The organism is Wenxinia saemankumensis, from assembly GCF_900141735.1.
In the GTDB taxonomy this organism is placed as follows: domain Bacteria; phylum Pseudomonadota; class Alphaproteobacteria; order Rhodobacterales; family Rhodobacteraceae; genus Wenxinia; species Wenxinia saemankumensis.
Genome location: NZ_FQYO01000001.1, coordinates 615,289 through 634,995, shown reverse-complemented (window position 1 = coordinate 634,995; position 19,707 = coordinate 615,289). Strand labels below are relative to the sequence as shown.

The window sequence follows — 19,707 nt, the reverse complement described above, 5'->3', positions numbered from 1 at the left end:
CCCGCCCCCTTCGCGTGCCTATTCCGCGGCGATCGTCGGCGGGACCGGGCGCTGTTCCACCGCCGGGGCCGGCGGCGCGGGCGTCCCGGCCCGGGCGGCGGGCGGCAGCTCGATCGCGGGGAAGTCCACCGGGCCGGCCGGGGCATCCCGTCCGGCGATGGCGCGGTCGTAGAGCGCCTCGTAGGCGTCGATCATCGCGGCGAGCGAGAACCGCGCCTCGACCCGGGCGCGCGCCGCCTCGCGCGGCAGGGCCAGCGCCTGGCGCAGGGCCAGGGCCAGGGCCGGGGCATCGTCCGGCGGGGCATAGGCCCCGCTCTCGCCGATCACCTCGCGCACCGCGCCCATCTCGGTCGCGGCGACGGGCAGACCGCAGGCCATCGCCTCGATCGCGGCGAGGCCGAAGGGCTCGTCCCAGTGGGGCGTGAACATCAGCGCCGAGGCGCGGCCGAATTCCCGCGCGAGATCGGCCCCCGAAAGATGACCACCATAGCGCACGTCGCCGCGCAGGAAGGGGCGCACCTCGCCCTCGAAATAGTCGCGATGCTCGATCGCGCCGAAGATCGTCAGCGGCACGCCCGCGATCTGCGCCGCCTCGGCGGCGAGAGCGGTGCCCTTGTTGGGGGTGATGCGGCCCGCCCAGACCGCCCTGCCGTCGCCGGCGGGCGAGAACGGCCAGTCGGCGAGGTCGATGCCGTTGCCGACGACATGCGCCGCCTCGGGCGCGCCCTCCGGCCACCAGACCTGCCGCTGCCGCTCGGAGCAGACGGTGAAGCGCGACCAGGGCGCGGCGCTGGCATGGACCGCGCGGCGCAGGGCGTCGAAGGGCGGGACATGCAGCGAGGTCAGCGTCGGCACCCGGTCCCGCCGGGCGAGGCGCGGCAGGTAGCGGTGCAGCGTGTTGTTGTGGACCACGTCGTAGGCCCCGGACCCGATCTCGGGCAGCGCGGCCGCGAAGGCATCGTCGAGCACCCGGTTCAGCGTGTCGGTGCCGTGGAACTCGTGCCAGGGATAGGCGCGGTCGTAATGCTCGGCGACGACTGGCCGCAGCGTGACACCCGCATCGCTGTCGCCCGCCGCGAACAGCGTGACCTCGTGCCCGCGCGCGGCCAGCCCGCGCGCGAGATGCCAGGAATGCGCCTCCATCCCGCCCATGAACGGGGCCCGGATCGGATGCCGGATATGGCTGACAAGGGCGATGGAGAGGGGGCGCATGTCAGCTCACTCCGCCGCGATGCCGAGGAGGGCGGACTGCTCGCGCTCCACCTCCTTCTCGCGCTCCACCGTCGCGACCCGCTCGGGCTCGATCCGCTGCAGCTTGTCGAGCACGCGGCGGGTATTGGCATAGGGCATGTTCCCGGTCTGCCGGCAGAGCGCGAAATCCGCCTCGTTCGGCTCGCGCAGGATCCGCAGGCCCGACGCCGTCGGCTCGATCAGCCCCATCAGGCGGAACCCGTAGAGCCAGTGTTCCATCGTCCGGTGCCCCCAGCGGGTCGCGAAATATTCCGCGTTGCGGATCACGCTGGCGACCTGATGGATCGGCGGCATGCAATGGGCGTGATACTGGTGGTAGACGCGCGCGCCCCTGGTCCACCAGATGTCGATGTCGCGGTCGTCGAGCACCCGGCCGAAATCGGTATCCTCGCCACCATAACCGTAATAGCCCTCGTCGAAGCCGCCCGAGCGGCTCCAGTCCTCCCGGTGCATGGCGAAGTTCAGCGACCAGAAGCAGCGGTAATCCTCGCAGGCCTTCAGCCCGTGATCGGGCGGTCCCTGCCGGTCGGAATGGCGCACGCCCTCGGCCGCGAAGCGCTCGAAATCGAGCCCCTGCGCCGTTGCCCCCTCGCGCAGGTAGAGCACCTCGCCCATCACCAGGCCGCGCCCGTCGGAGCAGGCCTCGGCATAGTCGGCGACCAGGGTCGGGGCGGGAATGCAGTCGACATCGACGAAGGCCAGCACCTCGCCGCTCGCGGCGGCGGCGACCGCGTTCCGCGCCGCGGCCAGGGGCAGCTCGCCCCGCACCTTGCGGACGAGGATCTGCCGGACCGGGAAGGGCGCCTCGGGCAGCGCCTCGTAGGGCGCGTCCTGCATGACGCCGACGATCAGCTCGACCGGCGGCTGGGTCTGGGCGGCGAAACCGCGCACCACATTGGCGAGATGCGCATCGCGGCCGGCGGCGATGGTCAGGGCGGAAACGGATCTCATTGTAGCTCCTTCTCGAAGGCTTTGGCGGTGTCGGGTCGGGGAGACGGGGCGGCGGCGGGACGCCAGAGCCGCCCGATCAGCCCCTCGATCCAGTCGGCGGTCTCGGCGGCCGCGCGCGGCGCGACGAGGGCGCGCTGGCGGTGCGGATCATGGTCGGCGCGGGCCCGCGCCACGGCGGCCTGCCAGGCATGGGCCGAGGCGGGCAGGTGGGGCAGGTGCGTCGCGGCGCCGGCCGCCTGCAGGGCGCGGGCCTTCTCGATTTGCTCGTCGAAGTAGCGCCATTCGGGCACGGCGAGCCACGGCTTGCCGGCGGCAAGGACCTGGTGGCAGGTCGTGTTCCCGGTCGAGGCGACGACGAGGTCCGCGGCGGCGATCCAGTCGGCCGCGTTGTCGACCCAGCCGGGCAGCGACAGGTTGGCGGGCAGCGTGGCGTGCCAGTCGCGCTGGACCGCGCCGATCACCACCCAGTCCATGTCGGGAAAGGTCCGGGCGGCGACGCCGAGCGGCGCCTCGGCCACCCCGTTGCCGCCGCCGCCCGACACGACGAGGGCCAGCGGGCGATCCCCGGTCCGGCCGAGCCGCGCGCGGGCAGCCGCCGCGTCCGGCATCCCGGCGTCGATGCCGAGGCCGGGGGCGAAATGGATCTTGCCCCGCATCGCCGCATCCCAGCCGGGCTGGGCCAGCGCCTCGTGGAACGGGGCGAGCAGGCCCGCCGCCCCGTCATAGGCGGCGCGGTGGCCGGGATCGCTCCGGTCGCCGTGCTGCAGCACCTTGACATGGGGGACCGAGCAGATGCGGGCCAGCTGCGCGACCTCGGCGCTCACGTCCGAGATCATCAGCGCGGGATCGGCGGCATCGAACCAGGCGGTCATCGTCGCCATCGCCCGCCGGATCGACCCCCAGCCGAGCGGGGCGCAATGCAGCGTCTGCGGCGTCGCGACCCAGTCCATCTCGGCGGCGTCCTCGGGGCGCTCGAAGAGCGAGGGGATCCGCTCGATCCGCGCGCCCCTCCGGAGCGGGGGGAATATGTCGTCCCGCGCGCAGAAGATCGTCACCGGGCGATCCTCGGGCAGGGCGTTGACGAGGGCCGCGCAGCGCTCGGCATGGCCGCGGCCCTGGTGATGGACGAAATAGCCGACAGGGCGGGCCGGGCTGCCGGGCAGGTCGATCGTGTCACGCATCGGATCGGCTCCTTCTCGGGATCATTCGGCGGCAACGACGCCCCGGCGGGGAGGGCGGGCGGCGGGGGCGAGGCCGAGCCGCGCCAGCCCGTCGAGCACGCCGTCCGCATGGGGACGGCCTGCGCGCCAGGCGGTCCGGGCCGGGGCGGTCTCGGGCGAGGCGTTCGCCGGCAGGATGCCGGCAAAGGCCTGCAGCATGTCGAGGTCGTTGCCGCTGTCGCCAGCCACCGCGACCCGGTCCTCTGCGAGGCCCAGGCGGCGCGCCTCGAAGCGGACGGCGGCGGCCTTTCCCGTATGCGGGGCGAGCACGTCGAGCAGGCGGTCGTGGGAATGGACGACGAGGGCCGGCAGCCCGGCCGCGTCCAGCGCATGCCGCGCGGCCTGCGCGCCGGAGGCGTCGGCGACGAAGCTCAGCTTCCAGCGCCGCTGGTCGTGCGCCGCCTGCGGCCGAAGCCCGATCGGCGCGAGCGACGCGGCGATTTCCGCCTGGTCCCAGTCCCGGTCCGCCTCTGCCTGCCAGTCGGGGCAGAGCGCGAAGGCGCCCGAGCGCAGGGGGCGCCAGATCTCCGTCCCGACGGAGGAGAGGAACAGGTCGGGCATCGGCAGGTCCCATTCGGCGAGGACGCGGCGCGCCTCGGGCAGGGATCGGCCGGTGGCGATGGCGAAATGCAGTCCCGCCGGGCGGTTCCGGTGCCAGCCGGCGAAGCGCGCGGCGGCCGCCCGGTCGCCGGTCAGCGTCCCGTCGAGATCGGAGGCGAAGAGATGGCGCGCGATCCCGGGCCGCGGCGCCCGGGCATGGAGCGATGCCGCGATCCCCTCCACCCGCGCGGCCCAGCCTTGCCAGCTGTAGAGGCGCCGGGCTCGGCTTCCGGCCCTGCGCGCGCGGTCGCGGGCCTGCGGATCCTCGAGCACGGCACGGATGCCGCGGGCGATGTCGGCGGGATCGGCCGGGTCGACCAGTTCGCCCGAGCCGAGATTGCGCAGGATGTCGACCGGCCCGCCGTTCCGGGTCGCCACGACCGGAACGTCGGCCTGCGCCGCCTCGATCAGCGTCAGGCCGAAGGGCTCGTGATGCGCGGGATTGACGAAGACCCCGCCCCGCGCCGCGAGGGCGTAGAGCGCGGCGATGTCGGCGCCGTCGTGATGCGGCGGCAGCGCGACCCGCCCGCGCAGGCCCAGCCGCTCGACCGCGGCGGCGAGCGCGGCGTGGATGCGGGCTGCCTCGTCGGTGGCGTCGGGCGCGGCATGGAGGCCCGCCACGATGACGAGGTTGGACCGCGCGACGAGGTCCGGATCCGCGCCCCAGCCCTCGACCAGCGCGCCGAGGTTCTTCTTGGCGATGGGCCGCGCGACGGCGAGGACGACGGGCTTGTCCGGATCGTCCAGATGCGGCGCGAGAAGGGCGCGGGCCCGGTCGGGATCGCCCACCTCGCGGGTCGCGACGCCGGGGCTGACGCGGTGGATCCGCCCCTCGGCCCCGGGGTCGGCGACGACCAGCTGGCGTTCGGCCTCGTCCCGGGACGAGGCGACGATCGCGCCCGCGCCGGCGATGGCCGCGTCCTCGCGCGCGATGCGCCGGGCGAGGCCGCCCTCGGCCGGCAGCCCGGCCTGGGATTTCTCGCGTCCCAGCGAATGGCTGTGGTAGATCCAGGGGATCCCGAACCGCGCCTCGGCCGCCCGTGCCAGCACGGCGGCATCGGCGAAATGGGCGTGGATCACGTCGGGGCGGGGGCCCTCCGCCAGCATCGCCAGGAAAGCGTCTGACAGGGCCGGGATCTCGGCCTCGAGGGCCTCCTTGCTGAGGTAGTCGCGACGCGCCGTCCGGAGCCGGCGGATACGGCAGCGCGGCGCGACCTCCTCGACCGGCTCGGCGTGGCAGGCGCCGAGCGCGGGCGCGTCGAAGGCACGGGTCACGATCTCCACCATCCGGGTGCCGGGCCGCTCGGCCTGGGCCATCGCGGCGCCGAGGACATAGGCGATGTGACCGCCGGTATCTTCCGTCAGGCCATAGGCGACGGGCGGCCGCCGGAGGCAACCGCCGAGGGCGACGTGGATGACGTGCATCACACCTCCTCTGGCAAAATCATCGATGTCGGGAGACCGCTTCGGGCGCTCGCAGTTGGGCAGATAACCTCCCCCCCCCTCCACGGGTTCCGAAGAGTCTCGGAACCCGTCGCGGCAGGGGAAGCTTGAGCCGGAAAGGAGGGCCGCCATGACCCCGTCATCGTCACGCGCCGACCGGCCGGAGCCCCGTCCACGCTGGGTTTTCGTCGGCGGGCTGCATCGGTCGGGGACCTCTCTGCTGACCCGGCTCATCTCCGCCCATCCCGCGGTCTCGGGGATCGAGGGCGCCCCCGTGCCCGAGAACGAGGGCGTCTTCCTGCAGGGCGCGATCCCGCATACCGCGCTCAGCGGGATTCCCGGCGCCTTCGCCCGCGACGCCGACCAGCATCTGGTGGAGGGCAGCCGCCACGACACGCTGGAGACGGCCCTGCGGCTGGAGCGGGACTGGGCGCCGTGGTTCGCCCCGGGCGCGGCGTGGCGGATCGAGAAGTCGCCGGTGAACCTGCTGCGGACCCGGCTCTACCAGCAGCTCTTTCCGGGCGCGCATTTCATCCTCATCACCCGTCATCCGGGCCCTTCGGTCGCGGCAGTGGCGAAGTGGAGCGACGAGGGACCGGCGCGGCTGGCCGAACACTGGGACATCGCCCACCGGCTGGTCCTCGGCGATCTGCCCTACCTGCATGCCTGCCTGATCCTGCGATACGAGGATCTGGTCGCGGACACGGCCGGCCAGCTCACGGCGGCGCTCGCCTTTCTCGGTCTGTCCACGGACGGCATCGCGCCGCCCGAGGCGGTGCGGGACGGCAATGCAGATTACCCGGCCGAGGGGGACGCTCCGGTCTCCGAGGTCGCGGCCCGGTTCGGCTACGGCCCCCGGTCCGGCCCGCAGGTCGGCCTGCCGAAGGACCTGCGCTGCCGTCATCCGCTGCGGGAGGTGCGCGAGGCGGTCGCGGCGGTGGACGTGCTGCGCCGGTGAGGATCCACCGCCCGGAGGCGATGGACGGGGCCTAGTCGCGGAGCCGTCCGGCCCGACCGCCGCGCCGCGTCGCCACGACCCGGTTCGGCAGATCGTCGAGCACCGCCTGCCGCGCCGCGGCATCCATCCGGCCCCAGGCGGCGATCTCGTCGATGGTGCGCTTGCAGCCGGTGCAGAGCCGGGATTGCGGATGGATCACGCAGATCTTCACGCAGGGACTCTGCGGCTCGGGCCGCGTCCAGACGGCATCATTCATCGCGCGCCCCCCAGACGGGCCAGCCGGTCGAGGCAGCCCTGCAGGATCAGCCCCGCCGCGACCTGGTCGATCACCTCGGCCCGGCGCCGGCGCGAGGTATCCGCCTCGATCAGCGCGCGCTCGGCCGCGACGGTCGAGAGGCGCTCGTCCCAGAAGGCGATGGGCAGGTCGGTCAGCCGCGAGAGGTTGCGGGCGAAGGCGCGGGTCGACTGGGCGCGCGGCCCCTCGCTTCCGTCCATGTTGCGCGGAAGGCCGAGGACGATCCCGCCCGCCTCGCGCGTCTCGGCCAGCGCGATCAGGCGCTCCGCCTCGGCGGTGAACTTGCTGCGCCGGATCGTCTCGACCGCGCTGGCGATCGTCCGCAACCGGTCCGACGCCGCGACGCCGATCGTCTTCGTCCCGAGATCCAGCCCCAGCAGCCCGCGCATCGGGGGCAGGGCAGCGGCGAAGTCCCCGATCTCTTCGTGGATCATCCGTCCAGCCCCGCCTGTTCCGCCGCCGCGTCGATGATCGCCATGTCCCGCTCGGAGGCGGCGAAGACCTCGCGCGCCTCGCCCAGGATCGCGGCGGCCCGCTCGGTCTCGCCCAGCACGGCCAGCGAGGTGACGAGCCGGGCCCAGTCCTCGGCCGGTCCGCCTTCCTCGGCGAGCCGGGTGGAGAGTTGCGCCACCATCCCCTCGACCATCGCCTGCCGCGACCCGGGATCCATCCCCTCGGCCGCCGCGATGTCGGCGGCGCTCGGCCCGCGCTGCGCCGGCGGGGCGTAGTCGATCCCGGCCGCCTGCGCGGCGAGGGGGATCTGGTCGCGGGCCAGCCGGGTATGGATCGACGCCGGATCGCCGCCTTCCGCGACGGGCCGCCAGAGCTCGAAGGCGAGGTCCGGCCGGTCGGTCTGCGCGTAGAGCAGGCCAAGCGTGTAGCGCGCCGCCGGCTCGTCCGAATCCTCGGCCAGCACGGCGCGCACCAGCGCCTCGGCCTCGGGCGAGACATAGCCGGAGGCGGCGGCGACGTAGAGATCGGCCAGCAGCGTCCGGTCGGCGATGCCGGCCTCGTCCCCCCGCAGGCGGAGCACCTCTTCCTGCGCGCGGGCGGCCGCGGCATAATTGCCGAGCTGCCCCTCGTGCCGGGCCAGCAGGCGCCAGCCCTCGATGTCGTCCGGTCGGGTGGGCGCGATCTGCCGCAGCCGCTCGATCAGGGCGGCATAATCCTCGGGGATCTCGGGGGCGGGGGGCTGCGGCATCGCGGCCGCCTCGGCCTCGGCGGCGGTCTGGTCCATCCGCCCGTCCCGCATCGCGGCTGACGCGGCGATCCGCTCGGCCCGCGGCAGGTCGCCCGCGCCCGGCGCGCCGATCACGGCATAGAGCGACAGCCCCCCGGCCAGGACCACCAGGCCCGCCAGCGCGGCCGGCCAGCGGGCCGGCCCCTCGGTCGCGCGCGCGGCCCCGGCCCGGTCGGCGGCGATAAGGCGGCGGGCGATCTCGGCCCGCGCGCGCTCGGCCTCCTCGGCGCCGATCGTGCCGCGGGCCAGGTCGCGATCGACCTCCTCCAGCTGCGCCCGGTAGAGCGCGACATCGGACCGCACCTCCGTCTCGCGGCGACCGGCGGACAGCAGCGGACGGGCGACATAGGCCGCCACGAGCAGGGCGAGCAGCGCGAAGACGGCCCATGACAGCATGGCGGGACGGCCCCTTTCGGCCCTGGATCGGATCGCAACCGTTCCTACCGGCCGCGCCGCCGCGGCGGAAGGGCCGATCACGCCCCCGCGACCCCGGGCCGCGCCTCCGCCGTGCTCTCCGAGGCGCGTGTCGTTTTCGCCCATCGAGGCGCCGCCTGCGGTCCGATGCCGCGCTTGCGTCCGGGGCAATGAGGCGCGAGGAGACGCCCCGTCGCCACCGCCTGCAGGAGTGCCCGCCCGATGACGCGCTATTCCGTCTTCGCCATCGCCCGCGAGGCGCTGCGCCACCACGAAGGGTGGGAGCGGGCGTGGAGATCGCCGGCCCCCAAGGCGCGGTACGACGTCGTCGTCGTCGGCGCGGGCGGTCACGGCCTCGCCACGGCGTATTACCTCGGCAGGAATTTCGGCATCACCAATGTGGCGGTGATCGAGAAGGGCTGGCTCGGCGGCGGCAATACCGGCCGGAACACGACGATCATCCGCTCGAACTACCTGCAGGACCCCTCGGCCGCGATCTACGAGAAGTCGCGCTCGCTCTACGAGACGATGAGCCAGGACCTGAACTACAACGTCATGTTCTCGCCCCGCGGCGTGATGATGCTGGCCCAGACCGAGCACGAGGTGCGCGGCTACAAGCGCACCGCCCATGCCAACGCGCTGCAGGGCGTCGAGACGCAGTTCATCGGTCCCGAGCGCGTCAAGGAACTCTGCCCGATCATCCATATCGAGGGGCCGCGCTACCCGGTGCTGGGCGCGCTCTGGCAGCCGCGCGGCGGCACGGCCCGCCACGATGCCGTCGCCTGGGGCTATGCCCGCGCCTGCAGCGCCATGGGCATGGACATCATCCAGCAATGCGAGGTCACGGCGATCCACCGGAACGGCGAGGGCGGCGCGGTCAGCGGCATCTCCACAACGAAGGGAGAGATCGCCTGCGGCAAGCTCGCCATCGTCGTCGCCGGGCATACGGGCCAAGTCTGCGGCCTTGCCGGTTTCCGCATGCCGATCGAGGCGCTGCCGCTGCAGGCGCTGGTGTCGGAGCCGATCAAGCCCTGCATGGACGTGGTCGTCATGGCCAACACGGTGCACGGCTACATGAGCCAGTCCGACAAGGGCGAGATGGTGATCGGCGGCGGCACGGACGGCTACAACGCCTTCACCCAGCGCGGCTCGTTCCACCATATCGAGGAGACGGGCCGCGCCCTGGTCGAGACCTTCCCGATGATCTCGCGGCTGAAGATGCTGCGGCAATGGGGCGGGATCGTCGACATGACGGGCGACCGCTCGCCCATCCTGTCGAAGACGCCGGTGCCGAACGTCTTCGTCAATTGCGGCTGGGGCACGGGGGGATTCAAGGCGATCCCGGGATCGGGCTGGGCGATGGCGGAGCTGGTGGCCAAGGGCGAGCCCGGGCCCCTGACGGCCGCCTTCGGCATGGATCGCTTCCGCGAGGGGCGCTTCATCGACGAGAGCGTCGCGGCCGGTGTGGCGCATTGACCACGATGCGTGACATTCCGGCCCCGGGGCCCGCACCGGCGACGCTTGGCCGAGTGGCCGCGCGGCGCTCGGCTGCCGGGCGCCGAGCGTCGACGGGGGGGCTTTCGCCCGCCCCGCGGCGGGTGCATCGGGGCGGGGCTGTCAGCCCGGAGGTTCCGACATGGTCGATTACGTCTCGAATCGCGCATCGCGCGGAAGTGCCGGCGGGGGCATCGCCCTCTTCGTCGTCGCCGGGATCGCCTCGATGGTGGTCGGTCTCGCCGTGCTCGACGGCCTGTCCGGCTGGCCCGAGGACGATTCCGTCACCGTGGCCGAATGATCGCGGTTCGGCGAAAGAACGCGCATCGCGCGCACGGAATCACATAATCGGGAACGGGTGGGAACTCTCCTACGTTGGGCGGTCAATCGAAGACCCCAAGGAGACCTTCCCATGGCCGATCCGAACCGCCCCAACGACCCGGCGCGCACAAACGCCTCGTCCTCGTCCACGACCGTCAAGAAGTCTGGCGGAGGCGGGACGATCGCCTTCATCCTGGCGGCGGTCGTCATCGTCGTCATCGTCCTGTTCTGGCTCTTCAGCGGTGACGCCGACACGGCCGTCGAGCAGGATGCCGAAGCCGCCGCTGCCGGCGCCGAGGCCGAGATCGACGAGGAGGCCGCGGATGTCGGCGCCGAGATCGACGACGCCGCGGCCGGTGCCGATGCCGCGCTCGACGATGCTGCCGCCGAGACCGAGGAAGCCGTCGACGATGCCGGCGCCGCGATCGATGATGCGGCCGCCGATGCCGAGGCTGCCGTCGACGACGCTGCCGCCGACACTGCCGATGCCGTCGAGGATGCCGGCGACGCGGTCGAGGGCGCTGCCGACGACGCTGCGGCCGAGATCGACGCCGAGGTTGGCCCCGCCGCCGATGGCGACGAAGAGGTCGACGCCGAAGTCGTGGACGAAACGGCCAACTGATCCGGTCGCGGGCGCGGTCGCGCCCCGCTCCGCCATTGCCGCCGCGGCCCGTCCGGGCCGCGGCACGTTCCATCCCGGGCCCGCAGGCGCTTGCCGCCCTGCGGGCCCGTTCTCGTGCGTGGAGGCCCCGACGTGCTGACCCTCACCTGTCCCTGCTGCGGCACGACCGCCGAGGAGACCGAATTCGCTCCCGGCGGCGAGGCGCATCTCAAGCGCGTCGGGCCGGGGTCGGACGATGCGGCCTTCGAGGAATACATGTTCCTCCGCGAGAATCCGAAGGGCGTCCATTTCGAGCGCTGGCGTCACGCCTATGGCTGCGGCAAGTGGTTCCACGCCGCCCGCTGCACCGTCACGATGGATGTGTTCGGCACCTATTCCGCGCAGGTGACCGAGCCCCCGCAGGAGATCCGGGACCGCATCTCGGCCAGACGGCCAGGCTGGAGCTGGAGGGAATTCGCATGAGCACGCGCCTGTCCCGCGGAGGGCGGAAGATCGAGCGCCGCCGCGCCGTCTCCTTCACCTTCGACGGCCGGAAGATGACGGGGTTCGAGGGCGACACGCTGGCCTCGGCCCTGCTGGCGAACGGCCAGACGGTCGTCGGCCGGTCGTTCAAGTATCACCGTCCGCGCGGCATCGTCGCCTCGGGCGCCGAGGAGCCGAACGCGCTGATGAATCTCGGCGAGGGGGGCCGGTTCGAGCCGAACCAGCGCGCCACCACGCAGGAGCTCTATGACGGGCTGACGGCCGAGAGCCAGAACCGCTGGCCCAATCTCGACTTCGATGTGGGCGCGATCAACGCGCGACTCTCGCGCTTCCTGCCCGCGGGCTTCTACTACAAGATGTTCATCCATCCGCGCCCGCTGTGGAAGCACGTCTACGAGCCGTTCATCCGCAGGTCGGCCGGCCTCGGCAAGGCGCCGAAGCATCGCGACGCCGACACCTACGAGCATCTCTACGCCTATGCCGACGTGCTGGTGGCGGGCGGCGGCATCGCGGGCCTGCAGGCGGCGCTGAGCGCGGCCGAAGCGGGCGCCCGCGTGCTACTGGTCGAGCAGACCGCCCATTGGGGCGGCCGCGCGCCGCTCGACGCGCCCGACATCGACGGCATCCCGGCCGGGAGCTGGGTCCGGCAGGCCGTCGATCGGCTGGAGGCGATGGAGAACGTCACGCTGCGCCTGCGGACCATGGCCGCCGGGCTCTACGATCACGGCTACGCGTTGCTCTACGAGCGACTGGGCGACCACATGGCGGTGCCGGACGGGCCGCGCCATCGGCTCTGGCGGGTGCGCGCCGCGCAGACGATCGTGGCTACCGGCGCGATCGAGCGGCCGCTCTCCTTCGCCGGGAACGACCTGCCGGGCGTGATGCTCGCCTCGGCCGTGCGCGACTATGTCGTCGATTACGGCGTTTCCCCCGGGGACCGCACCGTGATCGTCACGAACAACGACGACGCCTACCGCACCGCCATCGCGCTGCATGAGGCCGGCCTGGTCGTGCCGGCAATCCTCGACGCCCGGCCGGAGGCGCGGGGCGCGCTGCCCGAGAGGGTCCGGGCCCTCGGGATCCGGGTCGAGACCGGGCGCGGCATCGCCTCGGCCAAGGGCGGCAAAGGCGTGAAGTCGGTCTCGGTCTGCCTTCAGGCCGGCGAGGGCGCGTCGCTGGAGGAGATCGCCTGCGACGCGGTCGCCATGTCCGGCGGCTGGTCGCCGGTGGTTCATCTCTGGTCCCATGTCGGCGGCAAGCTGCTCTGGGACGAGGGGGCCGCGATGTTCCGCCCCGACGGGGCGAAGCCCCCGACCGGAGCGGACGGCGCCGCGATGGCCATCTGCGCCGGCGCCGCCAATGGCGCGCTGCTCACCGGGGCCGTCCTGTCGGACGCCGCCGAGGCCGGCCGCCGCGCGGCGGCGGCATCGGGGCACGAGGCGGGCGAGGGGCCGGTCCCCGGCGTCGAGGAGGTGCCGGAGCAGCCCCTCGTGCCCGTCTGGCTGATGCCGCAGGGCGCCGGCCGCGACAAGCGCGCGAAGATGTGGCTCGACTACCAGAACGACGTGAAGGTGTCGGACGTGCGCCTCGCCGCGCAGGAGGGCTACGAGAGCGTCGAGCACACCAAGCGCTACACCACGCTCGGCATGGCGACCGACCAGGGCAAGCTGAGCAACATCAACGGCCTCGCGATCCTGTCGAACGCGCTGAACGCGCCGATCCCGCAGGTCGGCACCACGACGTTCCGCCCGCCCTATACGCCCATCTCGATGGGCGCGATCGCAGGCGCGGCGCGGGACGAAGTGTTCCAGCCGGTGCGCCGTACCCCGATCCACGCCTGGCACGAGGCGCATGGCGCCGACTGGGAGCCGGTGGGCCAGTGGCGGCGGCCCTACTGCTACCGCCGCGGATCCGAGAGCCGGGAGGAGGCGGTGCGCCGCGAGGTGCTGAACACCCGCCAGAAGCTGGGGCTGCTCGACGCCTCCACCCTCGGCAAGATCGTGGTGAAGGGGCCGGATGCCGGCCGCTTCCTCGACATGCTCTACACGAACATGATGAGCACCCTGCCCATCGGCAAATGCCGATACGGCCTGATGTGCAACGAGCAGGGCTTCCTGATCGACGACGGCGTGGTCGCGCGCCTGTCCGAGGACAGCTGGCTCTGCCATACCACGACCGGCGGCGCGGACCGGATCCATGCCCATATGGAGGAATGGCTCCAGACCGAATGGTGGGACTGGAAGGTCTACGTCGCCAACGTGACCGAGGCCTATGCCCAGATCGCCGTCGTCGGCCCCCATGCCCGCGACGTGCTCGAAAAGCTCGGCGGGATGGATGTCGGCCGGGAGGCGCTGCCCTTCATGCACTGGGCGGAGGGCGAGATCGCGGGCATTCCGGCGCGGGTCTTCCGCATCTCGTTCTCGGGCGAGCTCTCCTACGAGATCGCCGTTCCCGCCAGCCGGGGGCAGGAGCTGTGGGACCGGCTGATCGAGGCGGGGGCGGAGTTCGGCGCGATGCCCTACGGCACCGAATGCCTGCACGTCCTGCGGGCCGAAAAGGGGTTCATCATGGTCGGGGACGAGAGCGACGGCACCATCTCGCCGCGCGACCTGAATCTCGACTGGGCCCTGTCGAAGAAGAAGGACGACTACATCGGCAAGCGCGGGATGGAGCGGTCCTTCCTCGCCGATCCCGAGCGGTGGAAGCTGGTCGGGCTGCAATCGACCGACGGGTCGGTCCTGCCGGAGGGTGGCTACGCCGTCGCCTCGGGGCAGAACGCGAACGGGCAGCGCAATGTCGAGGGGCGGATCACCTCGACCTACTACTCGCCCACGCTCGATCGGGGAATCGCGATGGCGCTCATCCGGCGCGGAACCGAGCGGATGGGCGAGACGGTGCGGATCGGCACGCTCGACGGCGGCGCGGTCGCCGCGCGGATCGTCGACCCGGTGGTCTACGACAAGGACGGGGAGAAGCTGCATGGCTGAGGCGACGATCCGGGAGGCCGGGCCCGTCGGCATGGTGACCTTCCGCGGCGACCTGGGCGCGGAACCCGTGCAGCGCGCGCTGGGCGAGGTGGCGGGCCTGGACCTGCCGGAGCGGGGCCGTGCCGCGATCGGCGCGCGCACGCTGCTCTGGATGTCGCCGGACGAGCTGATGCTGGTCTGCGACCGGGGAGAGGCCGGCGCATTGGCGGCGGATCTCTCCGCCCGGCTGGACGGAGTCCATCACCTCGCGCTCGACATCTCGGACGCGCGGACGGTCCTCGTCGTCGAGGGCGCGGTGCGCGAGGTTCTGGCCAAGCTGGCGCCGGTGGACCTTCATCCTTCGGTCTTCCCGGTCGGCGCCTTCCGCCGCACCCGGCTGAACCAGGTGGCGGCGGCATTCTGGCTGGTGTCCGAGACCGAGGCGCGGGTGATCTGCTTCCGCTCTGTGGCGGAGTACGTCCGCAAGCTGCTGGACATCTCGGCCGAGGCGCCGGTGGCGGGCCTCTACGACTGAGCGGGGAAGGGGGCCGCGCGCCCCCTGTCCCCGCGGCAGCGGCGCTTCCGGCGTCCCGCCCCGAGACGGGTCGGGATTTCGGCCATGTACTTCCGTCCGGCCGCGGCATCGCCGGCGGGGGGCCGGGGGCCGCGCGCTCAGATCTCGACGCTCTCCATCACCTTCGGCGTCCTGACATCGACACCCGGCAGCTTCTCCACCAGCTCCTGCGGGGACTGGGCGAGGGCGTCGAACGTGCCGTAATGGCAGGGGATGACGGTCCTGAAGTCGAAATACCGCTTCGCCGCCCAGGCCGCCTTGTCCATGTCCATGGTGAAGTGCCCGCCGCAGCACAGGATGCCGATATCGGGGGCGTAGTATTCGCCGAACCAGCCCATATCCGCCATGATGTCGGTGTCGCCCGTGGCGTAGATCGTGTGACCCTCGCCCGCGATCATGAAGCCGGCCTCGGATCCCGCCGGCTCCAGACCCTTGCCGCGCCAGTCGACAGAGGCCGAGTGGACGGCGTTGACCATGCTGACCTTCACCGCGCCGATGGCGACCGTGCCGCCCTTGCCGAAGGGCCGCAGTTCCGCCTCGCCGAAATAGCCGGATTCGCCCAGCTCGAAGATGCAGTAGACCGGCACGCCGAGCTCGGTGGCGATCCTGCCGACCTCGCTGGCATGGTCGCCGTGGCCATGCGTCAGCAGGATCGCCGTCGCGCCCCCGATCGCCTCCTCCCGATGCGCGTCGGGAAAGGAGGGATTCCCGTCGAGCCAGGGGTCCAGCAGCAGGACCTGGTCCTCGATCTCGATCCGGAAACTCGCATGACCCAGCCAGGTGATCTTCAACTTTCCGCTCCCGCGCATGTAGGTTGGCCGGGCAGGTAGGACCGGGGAGGGGCGTTGCCAGTGGACTGGACCGCGCAAGTGGACGGCTATTGCGAACGCGTGGGGCCGGGTCTCTGGGCCGAACCGGTCAACGCGGTGACGAACCTCGCCTTCCTCTTCGTCGCGGTTCTGGCCTGGCGCGCCGCGCGCGAGCCGGGCGGCTGGACGCTGTCGGCCATGCTGGGCGTGATCGGGGTGGCGAGCGGGCTGTTCCACACGGCCGCGACCGTCGCGACCGGGGCACTCGACTCGCTGTCCATCGCCGTCTTCGCCTTCACCTATCTCTGGCTGGCGACGGGCGATTTCCTCGGCCTGCACGGAAAGCTGCGGGCGGGAGTCTTCGCCGGGTTCGTCCTGCTTCTGGTCGCGGCGGTCCGCTACGCGGTCATCACCGCCCCCGTCCTGGGGGAGAACGCCGCCTATCTGGGGATCTGGGCGCTGATCCTCGGCTGGGGGCTGGGGCTGCGGGGCATGGGACTCGCCGCGGGGCGGGGCCTGCTGATCGCGGCGGTGATCCTCGGCCTGTCGATCCTGCTGCGCGCGCTGGACGGCCGGCTGTGCGGGAGCCTGTCGATCGGGACCCACTGGCTCTGGCACCTGCTGAATGCCGCCGCGCTCTGGTGGATGATCGAGGTGCGGCGGCGGCACCTTGGGGGGGCGGCGCGTGCTTGAAGGCCGGGGGGCGGGGCGGTAAAGCCCGGCCTGACCCCAAACCGACGAGGGCCCCATGTCCATCGACACAGAGACCGCCGCCCGCGTGGCCCATCTCGCCCGGATCCGGGTCGAGGAGGACCGACTTCCCGCGCTGGCGCAGGAGTTCAACACGATCCTCGGCTTCATCGAGCAGCTGAACGAGGTCGATGTCGAGGGGGTGGAGCCGATGACCTCGGTCACGCCGATGCGGCTGAAGCGCCGGGACGACGTGGTGACCGATGGCGGCCAGCAGGACGCGGTGCTGAAGAACGCGCCCGATGCCCGCGAGGGCTTCTTCGCCGTGCCCAAGGTGGTGGAGTAACCCCATGTCCGAGCTGAGCCGCCTGACCATCCACGCCGCCCGCGACGCGCTGGCGAAGGGCGAGACGACCGCCGCCGACCTGACCGAGGCCTGCCTGACCGAGATCGAGGGGGCGGGGGCGCTGAACGGCTTCGTCCACCACACGCCCGAGATCGCCCGCGACCAGGCCCGGGCCGCCGATGCGCGGCGCGGCGCGGACGCGCCCGCGCTGAACGGCATACCCCTCGGGATCAAGGACCTGTTCTGCACGAAGGGCGTGCCGAGCCAGGCCGCCAGCCGGATCCTGAGCGGCTTCCGCCCCGAATACGAGAGCACCGTCACCCGCAAGCTGTTCGAGAGCGGCGCGGTCATGCTGGGCAAGCTCAACATGGACGAGTTCGCCATGGGCTCGTCGAACGAGACCAGCACCTATGGCGACGCGGTGAACCCCTGGAGGACGGATGACCGCAAGCTGACGCCGGGCGGCTCCTCCGGCGGGTCGGCCAGCGCCGTGGCGGCGGATCTCTGCCTCGCGGCGACGGGCACCGATACCGGCGGGTCGATCCGCCAGCCCGCCGCCTTCACCGGCATCACAGGGATCAAGCCGACCTATGGCCGCGTCAGCCGCTGGGGCATCATCGCATTCGCTTCCTCGCTCGACCAGGCGGGACCGATGACGAAGGACGTGCGCGACGCGGCGATCCTGCTGCGCGAGATGTGCGGGCACGATCCGCTCGACAGCACCTCGGCCGACCTCGCCGTGCCAGATTTCGAGGCCGCGCTGACGGGCGACATCCGGGGCAAGACGATCGGTATCCCCCGCGAATACCGGATGGACGGGATGCCGGAGGAAATCGAGGCGCTGTGGACCCGCGGGCGCGAGATGCTGGCCGATGCCGGCGCCAGGATCGTCGACATCTCCCTGCCGCACACGAAATACGCCCTGCCGGCCTATTACGTCATCGCCCCGGCGGAGGCGTCGTCCAACCTCGCCCGCTACGACGGGGTGCGCTTCGGCCACCGGGCGAAGCTGGCGCAGGGCGACGGCATCGCGGACATGTACGAGAAGACCCGGGCCGAGGGTTTCGGGGACGAGGTGCAGCGCCGCGTGATGGTCGGGACCTACGTCCTCTCGGCCGGCTTCTACGACGCCTACTACAACCGCGCCCGCAAGGTCCGCACGCTGATCAAGCGCGATTTCGAGCAGGTCTTCGCGGAGGGCGTGGACGCGATCCTGACGCCCGCCACCCCGTCCGCCGCCTTCGGGCTGGGCGAGATGGCGCATGCCGATCCGGTGCAGATGTATCTGAACGACGTCTTCACGGTGACGGTGAACCTCGCCGGCCTGCCGGGCATCTCGGTGCCTGCGGGCCTCGACGGCAAGGGACTTCCCCTCGGCCTGCAGCTGATCGGCCGGCCGTGGGAGGAGGGCGATCTGCTGAACACCGCCTATGCGCTCGAGCGGGCCGCCGGATTTGTGGCCAAGCCCGAAAAGTGGTGGTAACTGGGGCGATCCCCTCGACCGGAGCCGTTCGATGCTGCGTCCCCTTCTGCTGACCGCCGCCCTTGCCGGCCTCGCCGCCTGCGCCGGGCAGGTGCCCGATAGCGGGCGTGGCGTCGGCACGTCGGATTATTCGCTCTACGAGCTGGAGCGCGCGCAGCGCGAGGCGGCGCTGCGCGGTCTGCCGACCGGCACGCCGATCGTGCCGCCCTCCGGGCCCGCGGGTGTCGCGGCGCCGGGCGTCAGCGCCACCGATCTGGCCGCGGCCGGGATCGGCCCGGCCGCCCCCGTCGCGACCGCGCCCCTCGGCGCGCCGGCCGCCGCCCCCATGGCCCCGGCGGGGGCCGTGCCGACCGCGCCCTCGACCCCCTACGACCCGGACCGGACGATGGGCGTGCAGGCCTCGCCCTCGAACGCCGCGATCTCGGACGAGCAGAACTTCGACGCCGTCGCCTCGCGCGAGAGCATCGAATCGGATGCGCAGCGGATGGCCCAGAACGCCGCCGCCTATCAGGTCGTGCAGCCGACAGCGCTGCCGCAGCGGACGCAGACCGGCCCGAACATCGTCGAATACGCGTTGAACGCGCCGAACCGGCGCGGGCAGGAATGGTATTCCCGCTCGATCCTCGCCACCCAGGGCCGGTTCGAGCGGAACTGCGCGGCCTATCGCAGCCCCGACGAGGCGCAGCGCGACTTTCTCGCCCGCGGCGGGCCCGAGCGTGACCGTCTGGGCCTCGACCCCGACGGGGATGGCTTCGCCTGCGGCTGGGATCCCGCGCCCTTCCTCGCTGCCGTGGGGCGCAGCTGACGCATCGCCTTTCGCCCTCCCCGAATCACGGGGAGAGACGGGACGGCGCGCGCCCGCGTTTCGTCGTGATCCACTACACCGCGATGGCGAGTTGCGCCGCCGCCGAGGCGCGGCTGCGCGACCCCGCCTTCGAGGTCTCGGCCCATTGGCTGATCGGCCGGGACGGCGAGGTGATCTCTCTCGTCCCCGAGGAGAGGCGCGCTTGGCATGCCGGCGCGGGGGAGTGGCGCGGCTGCCGCGACATCAATTCCGCCTCGATCGGGATCGAGCTCGACAATGACGGACGCTCGGCGTTTCCCGGGGCGCAGATCGCCGCGCTCGAGGCGGTGCTGCGGGGTATCCGGACCCGGTGGCAGATCGGCGCGGACGGGGTCATCGGCCATGCCGACATGGCCTACCTGCGCAAGTCCGACCCCGGCCCGCTTTTCCCCTGGGGGCGCCTGCACAAGGCGGGCCTCGCCGTCGCGCCGCCGCCCGTGATCCCCGCCAGGGGCCGGCCGCTCTCCCTCGCCGAGGTGATCGGCCGGCTCTGCCGCTTCGGCTACCGCCGGCCGGAGGGCGCGGACGAGAGCCGGGCGATGCTGATCGCGGTCAAGGACCGCTTCCTCCCCTTCTGGCGCGACGCCCCCCTGCTGCCGGAGCGAGGGGCGGACGAGCCGCATCTCGTCGAACTCTCCGGTCTGGCCCTTGCGCTGGGCGGGGCGCCGCGCCCGGGCGATTGACCGGCCCGGCGGCGGCGCGT

General features: G+C 72.5%; 20 protein-coding genes. 12 read left to right on the top strand and 8 right to left on the bottom strand.

Annotated features, from left to right (window positions below; genetic code table 11):
* Positions 1–18 precede the first annotated feature (18 nt).
* Genes BUE30_RS02915 through BUE30_RS02900 form a run of 4 tightly spaced genes read right to left on the bottom strand, consistent with a single transcriptional unit; the run spans position 19 to position 5,447 of the window.
* Entirely contained in the window at positions 19–1,212 is a 1,194-nt protein-coding gene (locus BUE30_RS02915; RefSeq protein WP_073326330.1) for a glycosyltransferase, read from the bottom strand.
* A gap of 6 nt (positions 1,213–1,218) precedes the next feature.
* Positions 1,219–2,202 carry a glycosyltransferase family 2 protein gene (locus tag BUE30_RS02910; RefSeq protein WP_073326329.1) on the bottom strand — a complete coding sequence of 328 codons (984 nt, stop codon included), beginning with the start codon at positions 2,200–2,202 and terminating at the stop codon, positions 1,219–1,221.
* The gene (locus BUE30_RS02905; protein ID WP_073326328.1) at positions 2,199–3,383 is read right to left on the bottom strand and encodes a glycosyltransferase; all 1,185 of its coding nucleotides are present in this window, start codon (positions 3,381–3,383) and stop codon (positions 2,199–2,201) included. The genes BUE30_RS02910 and BUE30_RS02905 overlap by 4 nt, the downstream gene beginning before the upstream one ends.
* 21 nt (positions 3,384–3,404) lie before the next feature.
* Complete coding sequence (locus BUE30_RS02900) at positions 3,405–5,447, bottom strand: HAD-IIB family hydrolase (RefSeq protein ID WP_073326327.1); 2,043 nt, start codon at positions 5,445–5,447, stop codon at positions 3,405–3,407.
* Positions 5,448–5,595: 148 nt separating this feature from the next.
* Here BUE30_RS02900 and BUE30_RS02895 point away from each other — a divergent pair, with 148 nt between their 5' ends.
* Entirely contained in the window at positions 5,596–6,423 is an 828-nt protein-coding gene (locus BUE30_RS02895; RefSeq protein WP_073326326.1) for a sulfotransferase family protein, read from the top strand.
* 31 nt (positions 6,424–6,454) lie between these two features.
* Here the strand turns inward: BUE30_RS02895 and BUE30_RS02890 are convergent, their stop codons facing one another.
* The 3 genes from BUE30_RS02890 to ccmI are packed head-to-tail and all read right to left on the bottom strand — an operon-like array spanning position 6,455 to position 8,354.
* Entirely contained in the window at positions 6,455–6,679 is a 225-nt protein-coding gene (locus BUE30_RS02890; protein WP_073326325.1) for a DUF1289 domain-containing protein, read from the bottom strand.
* Positions 6,676–7,152, bottom strand: a complete 477-nt coding sequence (ruvX, locus tag BUE30_RS02885; RefSeq protein ID WP_073326324.1) for a Holliday junction resolvase RuvX — start codon at positions 7,150–7,152, stop codon at positions 6,676–6,678. The genes BUE30_RS02890 and ruvX overlap by 4 nt, the downstream gene beginning before the upstream one ends.
* Complete coding sequence (ccmI, locus tag BUE30_RS02880; RefSeq protein ID WP_073326323.1) at positions 7,149–8,354, bottom strand: c-type cytochrome biogenesis protein CcmI; 1,206 nt, start codon at positions 8,352–8,354, stop codon at positions 7,149–7,151. Before ccmI ends, ruvX begins: the two co-directional genes overlap by 4 nt.
* A gap of 240 nt (positions 8,355–8,594) precedes the next feature.
* Between ccmI and BUE30_RS02875 the strand changes: the two genes are divergently transcribed.
* The 6 genes from BUE30_RS02875 (at position 8,595) to BUE30_RS02855 (ending at position 14,793) form a co-directional block, all read left to right on the top strand.
* Entirely contained in the window at positions 8,595–9,848 is a 1,254-nt protein-coding gene (locus BUE30_RS02875; protein ID WP_073326322.1) for a sarcosine oxidase subunit beta family protein, read from the top strand.
* A 160-nt stretch (positions 9,849–10,008) separates the two neighbouring features.
* On the top strand, positions 10,009–10,167 hold the full coding sequence (locus tag BUE30_RS17715; RefSeq protein ID WP_170865604.1) for a hypothetical protein: 159 nt from the start codon (positions 10,009–10,011) through the stop codon (positions 10,165–10,167).
* 111 nt (positions 10,168–10,278) lie between these two features.
* On the top strand, positions 10,279–10,809 hold the full coding sequence (locus BUE30_RS17445; RefSeq protein WP_139300450.1) for a hypothetical protein: 531 nt from the start codon (positions 10,279–10,281) through the stop codon (positions 10,807–10,809).
* Positions 10,810–10,941: 132 nt separating this feature from the next.
* A complete protein-coding gene (locus BUE30_RS02865; protein ID WP_073326321.1) occupies positions 10,942–11,271 on the top strand; it encodes a sarcosine oxidase subunit delta in 330 nt (109 codons plus the stop codon).
* Complete coding sequence (locus BUE30_RS02860; protein ID WP_073326320.1) at positions 11,268–14,279, top strand: sarcosine oxidase subunit alpha family protein; 3,012 nt, start codon at positions 11,268–11,270, stop codon at positions 14,277–14,279. The genes BUE30_RS02865 and BUE30_RS02860 overlap by 4 nt, the downstream gene beginning before the upstream one ends.
* Positions 14,272–14,793 (top strand): sarcosine oxidase subunit gamma, encoded by a 522-nt coding sequence (locus tag BUE30_RS02855; protein ID WP_073326319.1) that lies wholly within the window; start codon positions 14,272–14,274, stop codon positions 14,791–14,793. The genes BUE30_RS02860 and BUE30_RS02855 overlap by 8 nt, the downstream gene beginning before the upstream one ends.
* 137 nt (positions 14,794–14,930) lie before the next feature.
* On the opposite strand, the gene BUE30_RS02850 is transcribed toward BUE30_RS02855, so the two are convergent.
* On the bottom strand, positions 14,931–15,623 hold the full coding sequence (locus BUE30_RS02850) for a metal-dependent hydrolase (RefSeq protein ID WP_073326318.1): 693 nt from the start codon (positions 15,621–15,623) through the stop codon (positions 14,931–14,933).
* Between the two features lie 60 nt (positions 15,624–15,683).
* On the opposite strand from BUE30_RS02850, the gene BUE30_RS02845 reads away from it, so the two are divergent.
* The 5 genes from BUE30_RS02845 to BUE30_RS02825 are packed head-to-tail and all read left to right on the top strand — an operon-like array spanning position 15,684 to position 19,687.
* Complete coding sequence (locus BUE30_RS02845) at positions 15,684–16,334, top strand: ceramidase domain-containing protein (protein WP_073326317.1); 651 nt, start codon at positions 15,684–15,686, stop codon at positions 16,332–16,334.
* Between the two features lie 55 nt (positions 16,335–16,389).
* Complete coding sequence (gatC, locus tag BUE30_RS02840) at positions 16,390–16,677, top strand: Asp-tRNA(Asn)/Glu-tRNA(Gln) amidotransferase subunit GatC (RefSeq protein ID WP_073326316.1); 288 nt, start codon at positions 16,390–16,392, stop codon at positions 16,675–16,677.
* A gap of 4 nt (positions 16,678–16,681) precedes the next feature.
* A complete protein-coding gene (gene gatA / locus BUE30_RS02835) occupies positions 16,682–18,160 on the top strand; it encodes an Asp-tRNA(Asn)/Glu-tRNA(Gln) amidotransferase subunit GatA (protein WP_073326315.1) in 1,479 nt (492 codons plus the stop codon).
* 31 nt (positions 18,161–18,191) lie between these two features.
* Positions 18,192–18,965 (top strand): hypothetical protein, encoded by a 774-nt coding sequence (locus BUE30_RS02830; protein WP_073326314.1) that lies wholly within the window; start codon positions 18,192–18,194, stop codon positions 18,963–18,965.
* Positions 18,917–19,687 carry an N-acetylmuramoyl-L-alanine amidase gene (locus BUE30_RS02825; RefSeq protein WP_342068323.1) on the top strand — a complete coding sequence of 257 codons (771 nt, stop codon included), beginning with the start codon at positions 18,917–18,919 and terminating at the stop codon, positions 19,685–19,687. The genes BUE30_RS02830 and BUE30_RS02825 overlap by 49 nt, the downstream gene beginning before the upstream one ends.
* The last annotated feature ends 20 nt before the right edge of the window (positions 19,688–19,707 follow it).

What these genes read in the sequence shown, in the direction of transcription:
- BUE30_RS02830 (WP_073326314.1), top strand. Translation starts at nt 18,192, where the DNA reads ATGCTGCGTCCCCTTCTGCTGACCGCCGCCCTTGCCGGCCTCGCCGCC.
- BUE30_RS02915 (WP_073326330.1), bottom strand. Translation starts at nt 1,212, where the DNA reads ATGCGCCCCCTCTCCATCGCCCTTGTCAGCCATATCCGGCATCCGATC.
- BUE30_RS02910 (WP_073326329.1), bottom strand. Translation starts at nt 2,202, where the DNA reads ATGAGATCCGTTTCCGCCCTGACCATCGCCGCCGGCCGCGATGCGCAT.
- BUE30_RS02860 (WP_073326320.1), top strand. Translation starts at nt 11,268, where the DNA reads ATGAGCACGCGCCTGTCCCGCGGAGGGCGGAAGATCGAGCGCCGCCGC.
- BUE30_RS02855 (WP_073326319.1), top strand. Translation starts at nt 14,272, where the DNA reads ATGGCTGAGGCGACGATCCGGGAGGCCGGGCCCGTCGGCATGGTGACC.
- BUE30_RS02895 (WP_073326326.1), top strand. Translation starts at nt 5,596, where the DNA reads ATGACCCCGTCATCGTCACGCGCCGACCGGCCGGAGCCCCGTCCACGC.
- ccmI (WP_073326323.1), bottom strand. Translation starts at nt 8,354, where the DNA reads ATGCTGTCATGGGCCGTCTTCGCGCTGCTCGCCCTGCTCGTGGCGGCC.
- gatA (WP_073326315.1), top strand. Translation starts at nt 16,682, where the DNA reads ATGTCCGAGCTGAGCCGCCTGACCATCCACGCCGCCCGCGACGCGCTG.
- BUE30_RS17445 (WP_139300450.1), top strand. Translation starts at nt 10,279, where the DNA reads ATGGCCGATCCGAACCGCCCCAACGACCCGGCGCGCACAAACGCCTCG.
- BUE30_RS02890 (WP_073326325.1), bottom strand. Translation starts at nt 6,679, where the DNA reads ATGAATGATGCCGTCTGGACGCGGCCCGAGCCGCAGAGTCCCTGCGTG.
- ruvX (WP_073326324.1), bottom strand. Translation starts at nt 7,152, where the DNA reads ATGATCCACGAAGAGATCGGGGACTTCGCCGCTGCCCTGCCCCCGATG.
- BUE30_RS02900 (WP_073326327.1), bottom strand. Translation starts at nt 5,447, where the DNA reads ATGCACGTCATCCACGTCGCCCTCGGCGGTTGCCTCCGGCGGCCGCCC.
- gatC (WP_073326316.1), top strand. Translation starts at nt 16,390, where the DNA reads ATGTCCATCGACACAGAGACCGCCGCCCGCGTGGCCCATCTCGCCCGG.
- BUE30_RS17715 (WP_170865604.1), top strand. Translation starts at nt 10,009, where the DNA reads ATGGTCGATTACGTCTCGAATCGCGCATCGCGCGGAAGTGCCGGCGGG.
- BUE30_RS02905 (WP_073326328.1), bottom strand. Translation starts at nt 3,383, where the DNA reads ATGCGTGACACGATCGACCTGCCCGGCAGCCCGGCCCGCCCTGTCGGC.
- BUE30_RS02875 (WP_073326322.1), top strand. Translation starts at nt 8,595, where the DNA reads ATGACGCGCTATTCCGTCTTCGCCATCGCCCGCGAGGCGCTGCGCCAC.